At 41.1% G+C, this 17,483-nt stretch carries 18 protein-coding genes; all 18 read right to left on the minus strand.

Going from position 1 to position 17,483, the window contains the following annotated elements; genetic code table 11:
• Window positions 1-3 precede the first annotated feature (3 nt).
• Window positions 4-771 carry an AglZ/HisF2 family acetamidino modification protein gene (locus ICC18_RS29205; RefSeq protein ID WP_188177946.1) on the minus strand — a complete coding sequence of 256 codons (768 nt, stop codon included), beginning with the start codon at window positions 769-771 and terminating at the stop codon, window positions 4-6.
• Window positions 772-811: 40 nt separating this feature from the next.
• Complete coding sequence (hisH, locus tag ICC18_RS29210) at window positions 812-1,423, minus strand: imidazole glycerol phosphate synthase subunit HisH (RefSeq protein WP_188177947.1); 612 nt, start codon at window positions 1,421-1,423, stop codon at window positions 812-814.
• Between the two features lie 10 nt (window positions 1,424-1,433).
• Window positions 1,434-2,612: an N-acetyl sugar amidotransferase gene (locus tag ICC18_RS29215; RefSeq protein WP_188177948.1), complete on the minus strand. Its 1,179-nt coding sequence runs from the start codon at window positions 2,610-2,612 to the stop codon at window positions 1,434-1,436.
• Window positions 2,613-2,635: 23 nt separating this feature from the next.
• Window positions 2,636-3,187 (minus strand): acyltransferase, encoded by a 552-nt coding sequence (locus ICC18_RS29220; protein WP_188177949.1) that lies wholly within the window; start codon window positions 3,185-3,187, stop codon window positions 2,636-2,638.
• Window positions 3,184-4,164, minus strand: a complete 981-nt coding sequence (locus ICC18_RS29225) for a dTDP-glucose 4,6-dehydratase (RefSeq protein WP_188177950.1) — start codon at window positions 4,162-4,164, stop codon at window positions 3,184-3,186. The genes ICC18_RS29220 and ICC18_RS29225 overlap by 4 nt, the downstream gene beginning before the upstream one ends.
• A 23-nt stretch (window positions 4,165-4,187) precedes the next feature.
• Window positions 4,188-5,414, minus strand: coding sequence for a DegT/DnrJ/EryC1/StrS family aminotransferase (locus tag ICC18_RS29230; RefSeq protein WP_188177951.1), 1,227 nt, complete (start codon window positions 5,412-5,414; stop codon window positions 4,188-4,190).
• Between the two features lie 7 nt (window positions 5,415-5,421).
• On the minus strand, window positions 5,422-6,405 hold the full coding sequence (locus ICC18_RS29235; protein WP_188177952.1) for a Gfo/Idh/MocA family protein: 984 nt from the start codon (window positions 6,403-6,405) through the stop codon (window positions 5,422-5,424).
• Window positions 6,406-6,533: 128 nt separating this feature from the next.
• Window positions 6,534-7,031, minus strand: coding sequence for an acyltransferase (locus ICC18_RS29240; RefSeq protein ID WP_188177953.1), 498 nt, complete (start codon window positions 7,029-7,031; stop codon window positions 6,534-6,536).
• Between the two features lie 5 nt (window positions 7,032-7,036).
• The gene (locus tag ICC18_RS29245) at window positions 7,037-8,140 is read right to left on the minus strand and encodes a DegT/DnrJ/EryC1/StrS family aminotransferase (protein ID WP_188177954.1); all 1,104 of its coding nucleotides are present in this window, start codon (window positions 8,138-8,140) and stop codon (window positions 7,037-7,039) included.
• Window positions 8,141-8,154: 14 nt separating this feature from the next.
• Entirely contained in the window at window positions 8,155-11,151 is a 2,997-nt protein-coding gene (locus tag ICC18_RS29250) for a glycosyltransferase (protein WP_188177955.1), read from the minus strand.
• Window positions 11,144-11,476 (minus strand): DUF8042 domain-containing protein, encoded by a 333-nt coding sequence (locus ICC18_RS29255; protein WP_188177956.1) that lies wholly within the window; start codon window positions 11,474-11,476, stop codon window positions 11,144-11,146. Before ICC18_RS29255 ends, ICC18_RS29250 begins: the two co-directional genes overlap by 8 nt.
• 151 nt (window positions 11,477-11,627) lie before the next feature.
• A complete protein-coding gene (locus ICC18_RS29260) occupies window positions 11,628-12,785 on the minus strand; it encodes a flagellin N-terminal helical domain-containing protein (RefSeq protein ID WP_188177957.1) in 1,158 nt (385 codons plus the stop codon).
• Window positions 12,786-13,038: 253 nt separating this feature from the next.
• Entirely contained in the window at window positions 13,039-13,251 is a 213-nt protein-coding gene (locus ICC18_RS29265) for a carbon storage regulator (protein ID WP_376745677.1), read from the minus strand.
• A 29-nt stretch (window positions 13,252-13,280) separates the two neighbouring features.
• The gene (gene fliW, locus ICC18_RS29270) at window positions 13,281-13,754 is read right to left on the minus strand and encodes a flagellar assembly protein FliW (protein ID WP_188177959.1); all 474 of its coding nucleotides are present in this window, start codon (window positions 13,752-13,754) and stop codon (window positions 13,281-13,283) included.
• A gap of 60 nt (window positions 13,755-13,814) precedes the next feature.
• A complete protein-coding gene (locus tag ICC18_RS29275) occupies window positions 13,815-14,384 on the minus strand; it encodes a DUF6470 family protein (protein ID WP_188177960.1) in 570 nt (189 codons plus the stop codon).
• 42 nt (window positions 14,385-14,426) lie between these two features.
• The gene (gene flgL / locus ICC18_RS29280; protein WP_188177961.1) at window positions 14,427-15,332 is read right to left on the minus strand and encodes a flagellar hook-associated protein FlgL; all 906 of its coding nucleotides are present in this window, start codon (window positions 15,330-15,332) and stop codon (window positions 14,427-14,429) included.
• A 24-nt stretch (window positions 15,333-15,356) separates the two neighbouring features.
• The gene (flgK, locus tag ICC18_RS29285; protein ID WP_188177962.1) at window positions 15,357-16,916 is read right to left on the minus strand and encodes a flagellar hook-associated protein FlgK; all 1,560 of its coding nucleotides are present in this window, start codon (window positions 16,914-16,916) and stop codon (window positions 15,357-15,359) included.
• A 49-nt stretch (window positions 16,917-16,965) separates the two neighbouring features.
• Window positions 16,966-17,463 (minus strand): flagellar protein FlgN, encoded by a 498-nt coding sequence (locus ICC18_RS29290; protein ID WP_188177963.1) that lies wholly within the window; start codon window positions 17,461-17,463, stop codon window positions 16,966-16,968.
• Window positions 17,464-17,483: the final 20 nt, after the last annotated feature.

Genomic DNA, 17,483 nt, shown 5'->3' on the forward strand with positions numbered 1-17,483 from the left:
CTGCTACTTCCTGTTCAATGCACTATCTAGTTGCTTTTTATCAGGAAAATTAACTAACACGCCCATCCCTTTATTCTGGAAAACAACCATGCTCCCAATACTAACCGCGGATGCTGACCCGTTAGTAACTACCTCCGCAATATGTTCAATTCGACCGGCTCCACCATGAGCAATAACTGGAATCCCTACAGCATCCGATACCATTTTTACCAGAGATGTATCGAATCCGCTCCATGTGCCTTCTCGATCAATATTCGTTAGAATAATTTCGCCAGCACCAAGCTCTTCTACATACTTGGCCCATTCCAGCAACTTGACTTTTTGCTTTTGAGTACCCGAATGCGAGTAAACGGTATACCCGCTTAATAAACCCTTGCGAACATCAATAGAAGCGACTATGCTTTGTGAGCCAAACGTATTTGCAATATCCAAAATTAATTGCGGTTTAGAAAATAAGATACTATTCAACACTATTTTTTCAAAGCCAGTAAAGAACAATTTTTCTGTTTGTTCCAGGGAGGTGATTCCTCCTCCATAGGAAAGAGGCATAAAACATTCGCTAACCAGGGATCCCAGTATCTTGTAATTGGGTTCCCTGCCTTCGCGACTTGCGGTAATATCGAGAATCATCATCTCATCAACTTCAAGCTCATTAAAAATTCGGCACGTATTGAGAGGATCACCGATATAGGTGAATTTATCGAATTTCGTTGGCTTTACAAGTGAGCTGTCGCGCAACAGCAAGCATGGAATTATTCGTGTACGTAACATGGCATCACCATTCCCTCCATCACAATCGGATGGCTTTCAGTTATAAATCGGCAAAATTGCGTAATAACTTCATACCAAATTTATGGCTTTTTTCAGGATGAAATTGTACACCGTAAATGTTATCTTTTTGGATGCCGGAATCGTAAGTAACCCCATAGTCGGTTCTTAACATGGAGTTTGCTGCATCTTTGACATGAACACAATAAGAATGGACAAAATAAAACCGGAACTCATCATCAAAGCCTTGGGTAAGCGGACTTGAATTCGATACGCTCACCAAGTTCCATCCCATATGTGGAACCTTAAGTTCAGGACGTTCCGGAAAATGGAATCTTGTTGTCTCCGCATCAATCCATCCTAACCCTTTCAATGTGCCTTCTTCGCTGCCATTCGTCAGTAACTGCATTCCTAGGCAGATTCCGAGTATAGGCGTTTTTTCCATTAGCACTTTTTTATCCAATACATCTCTCAATTGAAGCGCGTCTATCTTCTTCATTGCTGCATCAAAATGCCCAACGCCCGGGAGAATGAGTTTAGTCGCTTGCTCAATCATCTGAATATCGGATGTAATGGTTGCTTCAACGCCCAGCCGCTTGAACATATTCACGATGGAACCTAGATTGCCAAGTCCGTAGTTAACGATTGTAATCAAACTAATCCCTCTACTTTTCTCTAGTATCCTTCGATGTATACTTTACATAGAAACTCATAGGTACTAAATTTGCCTTGGCCAGCATATAAAAGAGCGGACGAAGTGTTTCAAACAACGGTTTGTATGTTTTATAATCTCTATACGTTTTGTTTGGAATTCTCATTAGCTCTTCTAACTGTGCGTCAGTAAGATTCATACGTTCTTTAAAGTAGTCGAGCAATCCCTCTTCTGCCTGTGGTGCATGATTAAAGAATATGTCTATCGCCTTATCTCGGGGCATAAGGCCCGATCTGGCAGCGGCAGAAAGACTCAAGTTACGGTTATCAATACCAAACTTCTGATAATTGTAGTAGGTATGCTGCATAGCGGTTATTCTATTCTCTAAGTGATGGCCGCCATAATATTCCCAGCCGAACTCCTTTTGCAAATATTCGCGGGCTTCTTCCTTGGAATAGTCTATATACCAGAATGGGCGTATTTTTCTGATCCGTTTAAATAAAGTCCACTTCATGAAAGATACAAAATCCATCAATGGATAAGTTTTCATTGGTAATTTACCAAACTGTTTATGGATTGATTTGATATATTTGCCGTCAAAGTACATGCTTCCGATCGGGGCTATACCCTCTGTGACAAAGGAATGACCTTCAATAACATATTTAACTCCGAATTTGGAAGCGGCTCGATACATAACTTCTGCTAAAGCCAGGTCGGTAGACGCATCAAGTTCTGGTACACCAGCCTTCATGAAGGATAGAAAAATGTCATCTGCTTCTTTGTTATCAACAACATAAGTAAATAAATCGACGTTAAGCTTGCCAAGAACCTTACGAATATTTTCAGTGGCAATAGCCGTATTCCATGTATTGTCGTAATGTACGGCAAGTGGTCTTAAACCCCATTCAATCACCTTTGCCAAAAGAAACGAAGAGTCTGTCCCACCGGAAACGCCAATGACACAATCATATTTCTTGCCTCTACCGTCTTTCTTTATTTGTTCTATGATTTCATTCAACTTGTTGATACCTTCCGATTTACCGGTTTGGTATTGTTCCAGCAAGTTATCCATCGTATAGCAAAAGTTGCATACTCCTTTATCGTCAAAGGATATACCGCTGATCGTTTCGTCATTGATACAACGACTACATACCTGCAGCTCTTTACCTTTATGAGTAATGGTAGCTTTCATTGTACCTCCCGAAAATAATACTTTTACTCTTTAGAACTGTAATCCAACTCAATTTCTCCATCCGCTCCAAAATGAACTTCACCTATCTTTTTCGCAGGAGTACCGGCAATAATTGTGTAGTCAGGAAAGCTTTTATTAACAAAACTATTGGCTCCTACAACACAGCCATTTCCTATTGTTACGCCCATAGAAATAATGCACATAGGAGCAATATAGCAATTGTCACCGATTTTAGTAGCACCTGATACCTTCCCGTGTTTTCCACCGGATAACGACCATTTAACCGTGTCATGCGTATAAATTTGGACGCCAGATGAAATGCTGCAAAAATCTCCGATGGACAGTCCCCCACCCGAACCGTCCAGCAAGGTATACGGGCCTACCCAAGTATTTTTGCCAATCTTGACATCGCCAAGGAGCATGCAGGAGTCATAAATACTTGTGCCTTCGCCGGCACCAACATATTTCGCCTTCTCCCATCGGTCGAATAGCAATTCATTACTGGGTAAAACCCTATTCCAATCCAGCTTCATTTGATCCCGCTTTTGGTTTAATTCATGGAAGGAAGAGCTCATACATGCAGGCTCCTGAGAGAGTTCGAATACCAGTCAAGGGTGATTTTAAGCCCATCGACAAAATCATATTCTGGCGTAAAGTGCAACACCTCTTTAGCAAGCTCAGAAGAAGCGCACAACTTTTTAACATCTGATTTCCGTTCCGGCCTTCTTTCAATTTCACCTTTATAGTCATAATAGTTGCATATCTCTTGAATAAGCTTATTAATGGAAATGTCATAACCCGATCCAAGGTTAATGATCTTTCCTCTGGACGCCGTATTTTCATAAGCCATCAACAATGCTCTCACCGTATCATTTACAAATATGAAGTCCCTTGTCTGCTCACCGTCACCTTCGATCACGGGCTTCTCCCCAAGAGCAATACGCTTAGCGGTTAGCGGGATGATGGCTGCAAGCGAACCTTCTGCATTTTGCCTAGGGCCATAGTTGTTAAAAGGTCTTATTATGGTACAATCGATATTTTCGGTGTTGTAGAAAGATTGCACCATCAAGTCCGCCGCGGCTTTTCCGGCAGCATAAGGCGTAGTGGGATTCAAAGGATGATTCTCATCCATTGGTGAATATTGCGCGGTACCATATGCTTCTGATGAGGACACATGTACGAGTGTCTTGTACGCGCCTGACTTTATAAGTTCCAGCAGCACATTTGCTATTTCGACATTAACCATATACGCATCGAACGGATTAAAGAAGGAGTAATTCAATGCGATTGTAGCCATATTGAAAACAACTTCAATCTTTTCTCTTTCTATTACGGATCGTACAACGCCAAAATGTCTGGCATCATCTCGGTATACGACAAAACGGTCGTCTGCTGAAGCATCTTTAATATTCTCATTCTTGCCAAGAAAAAAATTATCCAGCACAACTACTTTGCTGGCTCCCCGAATTAATAACAAGTCGCATAAATGACTTCCAATGAAGCCGGCTCCCCCTGTTACAAGAACACGTTTTCCTGCTATGTCTACCATCATAATTACCTCCGGTTATCCGACAATTAAAGCAACTGCTCACGCACTTTTTGAATCATGGTAATAACATCCTCTTGATCTTCATCGCTCATCTGAACGTATAAGGGCAATGTTATGGATAATCTGTCACAAACGTATGCCACAGGCAGATCTTGAGGTGTATAGCCATAGTTGTTTCTATAGTACCCTAACGTATGAACCGCATGTGTACCTTGTCGGGTTGAAATCCCGTTCTCCTCCAAGATAGCGAGTAAATCATTCCTAAAAGCCCCACACTTTTCGATATCATCAAAACCTAACACTTCTGGGTCCAGCATACAAACATAAGACTGATAGGAGTGATAGTAATCTTCCGGTACTTTAGGTGTAATGAGAAACGGCAATTTATCATTTATTAATCTGTTGTAGATTGCAGCTCTCCGATTTCTTTCACTAAGCAGCCAGTCCAATTTCTTAGTTTGTACTAATCCTACTGCCGCTTGAATATCGTTCATGCGGTAATTATAGCCCACTTCATTAAATTCGGGTAAGAGAAACCCTTTTCCAGAATGTCGTTGCTCCGCAGAAACGGATGCTCCATGACTTCGTAACGTTCGCATTCTGTCAGCCAGTGCATCATCATTCGTTAAAATCATGCCGCCTTCACCAGTCGTAATGGACTTGCGAGGATGGAAGCTTAAGCAGGATACATGACCAAATCCGCCTTGATGAATGCCGCCAATCTTTGCACCAACCGCACATGCGGCATCTTCCAATACTTGAAGATTAAATTCAGCAGCGATTTTATTTATTCTATCCATGTCCGCACACAAACCAAATTGATGCACGGCTACAATACCCCATAATCGATTGCCCGTTTTAGCATTGTAAAGTCCGCCATCTTTGGGCGTATACTTATCCTTGATCAGGCGATATATATAATCGGGATCAATATTATAAGTGTCTTTACAAATATCTGCTAAAACAGGTTCGGCTCCCGTCATTTTAATGGTGTTCACGGTAGCTACAAAAGTAAAAGAAGGTGCAATGACATCCATACCTTCTTGAATACCCAATACGACCATAGCTAAATGTAATGCAGTGGTGCAGGAGGTTGTAGCAATGCCATGGCGAACCCCTTCGTGAGCGGCAATTGCTTTTTCAAATTCAGCTACTTTTGGACCTTGAGCGACCCATCCGCTATCCAATACTTCACTTAAAGCATCCTTTTCATCTTGACTGAAATAGGGTATCATAACCGGGATTTTTTTCATTTCGTCATCACTTCCTCAAACTATTCATCGCTTCTTCAAGAATTCTCATAACTCTCAGGGAATGATCCGGCCCTGTAAGCGAAAGATTATTATTCCTAAAACATTCTACGAAATGCAACACACTGTTCTTTAGTGAATCCTCATACTTAATATTCGGAATGAAGATATCCCCCGTTCGGGTCTCTACCTCATAATGACCGTACTCTTCATAGCTAGTGATATCAAACCCATGATCATAGATAGTCAGTTTTTCTGTTAGCTTAACATCATCGAAGATTACCATCTTCTTAGAACCCGCGATCATCATGCGACGTTCTTTCATAGGAGATACCCAACTAGACTTGATATGTGCAATAAAGTTCGGGTATTTTAATGTCAGGTAAGTAATGGATTCTTGACTGCCGTATAACACTTGCCCTAGTGCAGATAGACCATTAGGCTGCTCACCATTTGATAAGTAATCGATCACAGCAATATCATGAACTGCAAGATCTAGCATAGCGTTAACATCTTTTCGAATGGGACCTAGGTTAATTCTTGAGATATCAATATACATGAGCTCGCCTAGTTCACCGTTGTCCAGCATCTTTTTCACATATCGGATTATCGGATTGAATACCATAATATGATCACAATGCACGATCAAACGGCTTTCTTCCGCTATTTTTTTGATATTCTCTGCTCTCTCTACAGTGGAAGCAATAGGTTTCTCTATAAAACAGTGCTTACCCGCATGAAGCGATTCCATAATGATTTGGTAGCTTGGCTCCGTTTGGGTTGCTATAACAACGGCATCAACGTCAGGATGCAAAATAAGATCTTTATAGTTATCTGTGTATATTTCAACCCGATCACCATAAAGTGATCTCGCCCTTTCCAGTCTTGCTGGATTCATTTCACATATGCCAACTAACCGTGCCTCGTCGATTTCAAGAATATTTCTCGCCAGATTGGGGCCCCAATATCCGTAGCCAATAAGTGCAATATTCATCTGAGTCCCTCCCTTTGAGTTCCAACCCTTAAGACATTTATTATGATGACGAAAAGGCAGTGTTAGGGGCTATTTGCAACTACTTTAAAACTTCCCTTAGTCCATCTGCCTTTGAAACTCAATATGGGTTATTCGATATCCACTCTATTTCCATCTTTATCTATATGGTAAAAGTATCGTGCAGGATTTCCCTTAACTAAGGTATAGGCCTCAACGTCCTTGGTAACAACGCTCCCAGCTGCAACCATAGCATATTCGCCGATGGTAACGCCGCAAATTATGGTGCAGTTAGCTCCTAAACTCGCCCCACGCTTTACTAGAGTGGGAGTGATAGTCCAATCATGATGAAATGCCCTTGGTACTTTATCATTTGTAAACGAAACATTAGGACCAACAAAGACATCGTCCTCAATAGTAACGCCATTGTACACCGAAACGGAATTTTGAATTTTGCAATTATCGCCGATCCGCACGTTCGTGTCGATGTAAGTATCTTTTGAAATAATACAATTATTTCCGATTGAAGACCCTTCTCTAATTTGCGCATTGATCCACACTTTTGTGTTTTCACCAATCTGAGCATCACTTGATACTTGTGCAGATTCATGGATGTATACGTTTTTCATTGGCCTCACCTGTTAACAATGGATTCAACGATATAATCCTGTTGTTCTCTAGTTAAATAAGGACTCATAGGTAAACTGACGATTTCTCTGGATACAACTTCAGTAACAGGGTACTCGTTAGGATTGATTTGAAGATAAGACAATGCCTCTTGTCTGTACATTGGAATCGGGTAATGTACCGCAGTCGGAATCCCGAGCGATTGAATGTGCTTAATAAAAGCATCCCGATCTTTTACACGTATCGAATATTGGGCGTATACACTAGTCCGATCGTCTTTTATCATAGGAGTAATAATTTGCTCTTGATTCGCCTGCTGGAAAAGCTCCGAGTAGCGCTTGCCAATCGCATGTCTTTCCAAAATTTCATCAGGGAAGTATTTCATCTTCACATTCAGTACAGCAGCCTGAATTGTATCTATACGCCCATTGATACCAATATATCGATGGCGATACCTTTCAACTTGACCGTGGCCAAGAAGCATTCTAATTTTAGGACCAAGTTCGTCATCATTGGTGAATATCGCTCCGCCGTCACCGTAGCAACCTAATGGCTTTGACGGAAAAAAGCTTGTACAGCCGATCGTCGACAAATTACCGGATTTTCTACCCTTGTACTCCGCTCCAAACGACTGGCAAGCATCTTCGATCACAGTAAGCTTATATCTCTCAGCGATATCATTGATTTCGTCCATATCCGCACATTGACCATATAGACTTACTGGAATAATTGCCTTTGTATTCTTTGAAATCTTCGCTTCGATTAGCGAGGCATCGATATTGTAAGTTTCCGGATCGATGTCAACGAATACAGGCGTTGCGCCTAGCAAGCAAATGACCTCAGCTGTAGCCATAAAAGAAAATGGCGTGGTGATAATCTCATCGCCCGGTTTGATATCCAGAGCCATTAGGCTTAACAACAGAGCGTCCGTTCCACTCGAACAAGCCATGGCGTATTTGGAATCGGTAAATAGAGACAGGGACTGCTCCAACTTTGCAATATCAGGCCCCATGATAAATGCAGTCGATTCCAAGACAGAAGAGAGAGCTTGATTGATTTCATCTTTGTGTCTTTCGTATTGCTGCTTCAGGTCAATAAAGTTAATTTGCATACCCTTAATCTCCATTACGGTTTAATTGTTTTATAAAGATCAATGAATTGTTTGGCGATGATCGTAACTTCATGATGTTCTTGGACATATCGACGCCCTTTCTTCCCAAGTTCCTCACGAAGCTCCCAATCTTTCAGTAATGGAATTAACGCTTCTTTAACTGTATCCGGATTTGCCGAAACAATCGGAAGCTCTTTGGGATAAGTCTCTCTAACATGTTCATTGATATACGTAATGAGCGGTTTTCCCATAGCCATTGATTCTAATGCCAAGATTCCATAGCTTCCGCACAACAACTCATCCAGAACGATATCTGCTTGTTGATATAATTGGCGTGCTTCTTCGTGAGATTTATTCTGAATCAGCATGAATTCAAAGTCGTATGTTTCCTTCAATTGTTCAACAGCTTGTAATATATACTTGGTTCCTTTGATTTCTGGAGAGGTCGGGGCATGAACAACAACTGGCTTTTTCTTTCTAAATTTAAAGCCTTCCAATGGTCGATACAGATCAGTATCAATAGTCTGCTTAATAAAATGAATATTTTTATGATACCCTTTTACATATTGATACAACTCGTGATCGGCTACTACGCAATGATCAATCATCGAACCCATATGCTCTAGTTTTCTCTTAATTTGGTCTTCATCAGCGAATTTAACTTGTACAAAGGGATTCCACTTTCTTGCGATAGATAACATCCTGACATCAGATCCCCAATAATGCATTAATACCGCTTTTTTGGCTTCTTTTAACAAAGGTAAGTCCGAATGGTCTACTCTTAGAGATGTCCCAAAATGGAAATGAAATACATCAAAATGTTCTATCGCTTTTAAAGAAATCTCATTAAGATCCTTCATCATTCTTTCACTATTAGGATTAGCCTGGATATCAAATTCATAGTCTGCATAGTACTTCAAGTAATTAGGTTGATAAGTAAGGCTTTTAGCAAATACCCCTGTTTGATTTAAGCCTCTTGTTAGCAGCGACATCTGGTTAGCAATCTCAATCGTCCCTTGAAGGACCTTAAGATTGTCACCAGCCTTGGTGGTTTGTTGTTCGATGGACAATAGAATGCTTTGTTTGGAGCTATCGGATTGAAGATTAGTAATGACAAGTTTTACAAGGTCAGCTAAGTAAGGGTATATTTCAGCTGCTTCCTTATAATAATCAAAAGCGTTTTTCTGATATCCTTTTGATAAGGCATCTTTGGCAAGGAAAAGGAGTATATAGAATTTATGCTCGACGTGATCCATTGTCTTATACATCATTCTTATACCTTGCATCTGATACAACGAAGCGACAAAGTTCATGCCCGCTTGCAGATAACTCTCAGACAAAGCTAAATACCGATTCGAGAGTTCAGTTTTATTCTGCTTCGTTTCCTCCACAGCTGTTAGAAAGAGAACATTACCAATGGAAGCAATTACTCGGTTAGTATGATGATCGTTTTCTCTTGCATTGGTGTTTTGGACAAACTCTTCAAAAAAACCTCGCAAATCTTTCGAACGGTCTATAACCAGTTTGATGCATTGCTTTATCTTCCCATCAGTCATCTTTTGAAGCAAAGCCCGTACAGGAAATTCCGCATTAATGGCGTAATCAATGACTTGTGAATATGGATTGAGTGGCAGGTTATTAAAATCATTACCATCTATAAACTTCTTTATAAGGGCTTTATCCGTTGCAGAAACTCTTATAGCATTGAACTCTGCGTACTTATCATCACCTTTACTAAACGCCTTGGAAATTTCCTCTACCTGCGACTGCTCCAGTAACGATAATTCATACTCCAAACATTCAATAAAAACAGGAATAAGCTCTTTGTTCTTGAGATTTCTATAATAATGAGCTATGGGCTCATATCTTTCCAGTTTAATCAGTGTACGCATGACTGCGAGACAAGTTTCTCTGCGTTCATCCATATATCGAATATACTTGAGTGCCTCTTCAAACTCTTCCTTATTGAAATAATATTCCACAACTTGGGAGGATGTAGCGGTTGCGATTCTGGAATCTACTGCATGAATCTCAATTCCAGTGAATTGCTTTAAATCAAGTCTATTCTCAAGATAATCGTCATATAGTTGTAAGTAGTTTTTGTAACTTTCTATAGCATCTTCTTGCTTGCCTAATTCTTGACTAGATAGCGCAAGATAATAGTGCATATCAATGTATTGAGGAGAAAGCTCTAGAATCTCTTTACAAATCTCTATACACTTCTCGTAATTCTCATTGTAACTGAGAATTCTACAGTATTCCCCATATACGTAGTAGTATGTCGCTCTTGAAGCAGGCCCCTCATTTTTTTTCACAAGATTGTAGGCTTGTTCCACATAACGTAAGGAATCAGCCGTATCCTTATGCATTAAGTAACTGCGAGCCAGTTGCCACAGATAGTAAATATTTTCTGGATCCTTCTCTAGCTCTTGTAACAACAATGCACTTGTACGCTTAAACTTTTTTTCCATTAGTTCCGCATCGTCGTTGTTATAACCATAATGGTTAATAAGCACATCCGTATTTAGCAAGGGATGCTTGTACCGTGGTTGATTATGAACCGAGCCTTCGTAACGAAAACTTCCATCATTACGAAACAACCGCTCCGAGATATGATAAATATCCCTCGGTGTCTTATAGGATAATATATTTTTTACTTGGAGGCGAATCGTATTTGCTTTATTTAGCTTCTCAAACTTCAAAACTTTAACTAACCCCTCGGGGTCATCCAATTCTTCATCTGCATCAAAAATAAAGATCCATTCCCCTTGAGCATATGAAATTGACATATTTCGCATATCAGAGAAATGGTTATTCCACTCATGAAAATACACTTTCTCTGTGTATCGGCGAGCAATCTCAACTGTACGATCGTTTGACCCGGTGTCAACAATAATCAACTCGGACGAAACTTGTTCCATTATAGGAAGAAGACTATCAAGGCAGCGCTCTAAATTACTTTCTTCGTTCTTCACAATCATGCAGATACTTAGCACATATGGTTTATGCATCTTGTAGAAGTTCACCCCAATACTCGAGTAAAGGCTTTAGTTCATATGATATCAAATCAGCAACATAGAGGTAGTCCTCATTCTCGGATTGCTCCAAAAGCGTGGAAAGTTTAGCGTTGAGTTCGTCCAGATCTAAAAGAGGGTACGCAGATTTAAGGATTGCAACAACTTCAGCTACAACAGAAATATCATCAATGAAATATGCTAATCTTTCATTTGCCTCAGCAAGCTGAAGGCTTTTGAATGAATCTGCGATGGAATCCATTCGTAACGTTAAATTATTAATAAGTTCTGTCAAATTAAGTTTCAGATCATGCAATTCCAAGGGATGTACCCCTTTCAACGAGAAATAGTAGGTATATGTATAGTTATCGACAAAATACTACTAATTCTGAATAGAAGATCACTTGCAAATTAAAGGAAAAAGCCGACTGTTAAAGTCGGCTTTTTCACTCGATATGAAGGGATGCAACCAATTAACGAAGCAATTGAAGTACACCTTGTGGGTTTTGGTTAGCTTGTGCAAGCATCGCTTGAGCAGCTTGGTTAAGGATGTTGTTCTTTGTGAAATCCATCATTTCCTTCGCCATGTCTACATCACGAATACGGGACTCTGCTGCTGCCAAGTTCTCGGAAGAAGCACCTAGGTTATTGATGGAGTGCTCCAAACGATTCTGATAAGCACCCAGCTTGGAACGCTGTGTAGATACATCATCAAGCGCCGCTTGAATAGCTGCAACTGATGCTTCAGCAGCACCTTTAGTCGCAACACTCAGACCATTTACATTAAGAGCAGTAGAACGCATGTCTTCAATGTTAACATTCATGACCTGCGAGGAGTTAGCACCGATTTGGAATGTCAAAGAGCTATCAACCATATCTGTCTCTTTATCACGTGTTGTGACCGTCATTTCTTCTCCAACATAGGAAGCCATTGTTGTTGCAACTGCACCAACAGCACCAAGGGTAACAGTAAATGTAGCTGCGCCAATGGTAACCATGCTTGCTGCACCTTGTAACATTTCCCCAGTAGCCGTTGCTCCTTTTGCGTCCGTAATTTGAACGGTGAAAGAACCACCAGTAGCGCTCGCAACACCTGTAATCTTGATGTTGAAGGAATTGTTTGTCAACGTACTGCTTCCAGCAACTGATGAGAAGACATTGGAGGATTTCTCATTAACAACTACAGTCGCACTGCTCACATTGGTACCGCCAACATTACCGTTCAACAACTTCTTCGTATTGAACTCAGTAGTGTTACCAATACGATCCAATTCTTTAACCAGTTGGTCAACCTCTTTTTGAAGCTCTTGACGGTCAGAGTCAGTGTTCGTATCATTAGATGATTGAACAGCAAGTTCACGCATACGTTGAAGGATGCTATGTGTTTCAGTCAAAGCGCCCTCAGCTGTTTGGATCAAAGAGATACCATCTTGTGCGTTACGTTGAGCTTGGTCCAAACCACGAATTTGTCCACGCATTTTCTCGGAGATTGCCAAACCAGCGGCATCGTCACCAGCACGGTTAATACGAAGACCGGAAGATAATTTCTCAAGGGACTTACCTACTGCTACGTTGTTACCAGTCAATTGACGGTGTGTGTTCAGTGCTGCAATGTTGTGATTAATTCTCATTTTATTCTTCCTCCTTGAAGTTAGGTAGATGAACCCACATCCATGTGGGTCGCTAATTAGAAGGTCGGCCGCCCTTCTAAACTAGCTTCTAAATATTTATATCGGCACATAGTTATTCATAGTTAAGAGCAAAAATAAAAATTTTTGTTGAAAGGATAACTATAAACAATAATTAAAAACAAATGACCCGCAGGAGGGTCACCTTTTACTAAGGATCTCTTCTGGAGCCATAAGTTTATGCGTTGTATGAAGCTTATTCAGCATTATCTTTTTGTTTCTTTATAGCCCCTACAATTTTTATCAAATCCATGATCCCAATTGTCGATTGGGCTGCCTTGTTTGCCTCCTGTATTTGAAGGTAGATTTCTTTCCGGTGCACTTCAATATGCTTCGGCGCTTTGATACCAATACGAATCGTCTCCCCCTCGACATCCAGGACCACCAATTCGATATGTTCCCCAATCATGATTGATTCCCCTTTTTTACGGGAAAGTACTAACATGAGGGTTCACCCTCTCTCACATTGCCCTCATCTTGCAAGACGGTTAGCTTATGTTTTGTTTTATAAGCTGTATCGTGAAGAACAACTTGCTTAGCTTTTCTCAGTTTGGGATTCATGACGATTGGAGCAAGTAAATTCATTGTTATCTCACCGTCGCCGGACTGCTGATGCACAGTAATAATCCCAAATACCATTACGTCCTCTTCAGATTTAATATCTAGCTCATCTTTTGCAATCTGGGACAATTCAAACTCGTATTCTGGGTAAAACGTGAAAGGGTTTGCTATAATAAATGAAATGTTACCATCATCAACAGATTGCAAATAAGAAAACGGTATTTCATCATCAAGATGGAGCAACACAAAACGTGAATAGTCCTCAAAGCCGGGCATACCGCTTGGGAAATGAATAATCTGATCCTCTTGAATTTCAATTTCTCCAAAATGAAGTGTCTCCTGCTTCACCATTACCATCTCCTATCCTAAAAATAAAAAATAAAGGCTGATGTCAGCCTTTTTATGCATTCTTCATATCTTTTGATCGATCACCGGAGGAATAATTTCAACATTTGCATGTTGCATCATATACATCTCTAACTTCCCTCTTTGAAACCTTAATTCTGGCGGGTTCGGATGTGTAGTAAGGTCGATATGACCATCTGTTACGTGAATTTCAGGTTTCCGCGCTGTATACGTAATATCAACATTGTCATAGGACGCCGGGCCTTCATAACGTAATTCCGGAAAAGTAAACACTAATTCCATAGCATTTTCTACGATCGCATTCCGTTTAGAAGTAATATCGGCTAGTCGGTTGCCGCGCTCGACGATTCGAGCAATTCCTTGTAACGCAACATTCTCCGCTTCCGAATATATTCTATTCATGGTCGTAAGAATGCCGCCTCTGCCATACGCATCCCACGCTTTACTCTGGTCAATGTTCAACTCACCTAACGGTTGACTCATTTCAAGCTTGGGAGCTGTGCGCCTCATTTCGAAGGTAGCCTTGGGCTGTTCCTGCTCGATCTTGGCGTGGTCGGCATCTATTCCAAGCTTAGCATACTGTTGTCTGATTTCAATTTGTGGAAATGTAACCATCGTTTTTCGCCACCTTGTTTGCCAGCGATCCCTTACTTATGTTTATCGAAGATAGTCAATTAGACTCGGTTGAATCAGTTTTGAACCAACAGACAACGAAGCTTGATACACATTCTCACTCATTTTCAGCTTAGTGATGATCTCAGCCATATCGGCATCCTCTGTCTTAGACTGAAGGGACTCCAAGTTGATGGATATGTCATCCAACCTATTTTCAATAAATTCAATCCGATTGGTTCTAGCCCCGATCTCGGAACGCATCTCTAATAGCTTCTCCATACGAGTGTCGATTGAATCAATTCCGTTGGAAACAGCCTGATAGTTGCCCGTACCTAAATTAGTAATAAGATCATTTACAATTTTGAACATACCGTCTGTAACTGCCGGGTCTATCGGGTCACCAAATGCCTGGTTTCCTGTGATATTGACAGGAAGCATCATTCCCGCTCCAACCTCAAATTTAATGATTCCATTATCAGTTGCTTCATTTACTGCATTAGCTGCCGTGTATGGCGGTGTATCCGTCATTTGTCCATTAAATACATACTTTCCTTTAAACTTACTGTTCCCTATATCAAGTAGCTGCTTATACAACTCTTCAACTTCGACTTTTAATGCATCCATTGCAGTCTGGGGATTTGATCCATTTGCCCCTTTTACCGCCAACTCACGGACCTTCTGTAACACATCGCCAGCTTGACCAAGCATCGTATCTAAATAACCCAGATTGGAGGTAGCCGCGTCTACATTTCGTTGGTATTGGTCATTAGCTCCAAGCTCCGTCCGATATCTCATAGAGTAAGTAATTCCAACCGGATCATCTGAGGGATTATTAATTCGACGACCTGTGGAAAGTTGTGTCTGTTCTTGATCCATCTTACGGATATTCTTGTTAATATTATTCAACAATTGTGTATTCATCATGCCTTGTGTTACTCTTACCGGCATTCAAATCACCTCACATTTCGATTACTAACGTCCTACTACGCCCATTCCATTAATAACTTTATCAAGCATCTCATCAAAAGTAGTTAACGATCTGGCCGCAGCATTGTAAGCATGCTGAAATTTAATCATATTGGCCATTTCTTCGTCCAGAGAAACTCCGCTTACAGATTGACGCCTCGACTCTACTTGATCAACAAGGTCTTTTGAATTGTTGGCCTGGCGTTTTGCTTCTGAGGTTTGAACGCCTAATTGCCCAACAACCGATCTGAAATAATCATCAACGGTTACTTGATCAGCATCATCTCCCGAGCCAGGAAAACTGAACTTGGCATCTTTAAGCTGAGAGAACAGGACTGCAAGCGTATTATCCCCTTTTACTATCTGTTCGGATGCGCCAGTTCCTGTTGTTCGCATAGAAGAAGCAATTAATTCAGGAGAATCGATAAACGCTGGATTCAGCTGAATATTAGCAGCTGTAAACGTTGTTCCTCCCCCTTTTACCGTAAAGAAATCCCCGCCGACGTAAGGTGATTTAAAGTTATATCCCAGTTTGTGCAATCCATTAACACCGTTCACCTTAACCGTCAAATCGCTAGTTAAAGTCCGAGCAGCTCCACTGTAGGTGACTCCATTTAAAACGGTTCCTTCAGGCAGTACGGATCCTTTCGGGATTGTTACGGTCACCTCTCCGGTCGTCAGCGTACTCGCAATTTTATCAAGTTCTTTAATATAATCCGCTACGTACGTATCTCTTGAAACGATCATGCCGTGAACTTCGCCGCTGTTTAAATCCCCTGATGCTAATGCTTCTTGTAATGACTCACTTGTAACAGGCGTAGGCGCAGTACCCGGTGTCAGAAGGGAGACGCTCCCCATGCTGATATTATATCCTCTGTCTGTTTCTACCACAGAGATATTCACGATATTAGATAAGTCATCCATCAGCAAGTCTCGCTGATCCCTCAGATCATTCGCATCATCACCAAGACCTTCAATTCTGCGAATCTCTAAATTTAATTTATCAACAGATGAAATAATGCTGTTAACTTGGCTTGCCTTCACACTAATATTCTCACTTAAGTCCCCACTGAGATCAGTGAGCCTTTTACTCGTTGAATTCAATGCATCTGTAAAAGCGAGCGCCGTCTCTCGGAGGATTTTCCGTCCATCGATGTTTTCCGGATCTTTACTTAAGTCTGACCAAGCGTTCCAAAATTTGGACATCAATGAGCGGATGCCTGAGTCCGAGGGTTCATTTACGATCTTCTCCAGTTTCTCAAGCGTATCTTGCCTTATCGTCCAGGTACCGAGAGACATATTTTCATTGTAGAATTGGTCGTCTAAAAACTTTTCTCTCACACGTGTTATACTCTCAAACTCGACCCCTTGTCCCAATTGTCCAGGGACGTTACTGCGCATCATTCCTGGGTATTCAATGGGTACAGAAGCTACCATGTTTACAACTTGACGTGAGAACCCCTTCGTATTTGCATTGGCAATATTATGACCAGTCGTTGAAAGAGCTGCTTGTTCTGTAAACAAGCCCCGCTTGGATATTTCAATTCCACCGAAAGTTGATCTCATGGTTTCCCTCTCCTATACCCCTTCTCGGGTAAACTGTTTCATGTATTACTTACGCTCTTGTATCAAACATACCTATACGATTTCCGCTTTTGTTCTGATGCGGGTTTCTATAGACCATATCATCCTCTGGAGCTCCGATCACCAAATCCAGTGAATAATTGATAAATGCAAGCGATTGTTCGATCAGTTGCTGATTAATCTCGTTGCAATCTTTTAGCTCCTTGATTGTTGCAAGCAGCTTTTGCTGTGCTTCCGACAGCGCCTGCTTATCCTCTGCCTTAAAAATCACCTTAACCAAATCGCTGACCGTGATTTTGGGGTTCGGATTATATCCCCTGGATATTAAGTAGGAGCCGATGAGCTGAACACGCTGCTGGTTAGCCTCAGTAATCGTTCTAACCCACTTGTTCTCTTTATTGACGATCATGTTTAACTGATCCACGTCATTGCGGACGAGAACTTGCGTCTTCTCTTGCGCAAGGCCGAGTAACGTTTCGTGCGCCTCTTGAAGTTGATCCATCGTTTCCAACAAAGACTGTATCGACATGTTCGTTCACCTGCTTCATC

The organism is Paenibacillus sedimenti, assembly GCF_014534655.1.
GTDB lineage: Bacteria > Bacillota > Bacilli > Paenibacillales > NBRC-103111 > Paenibacillus_E > Paenibacillus_E sedimenti.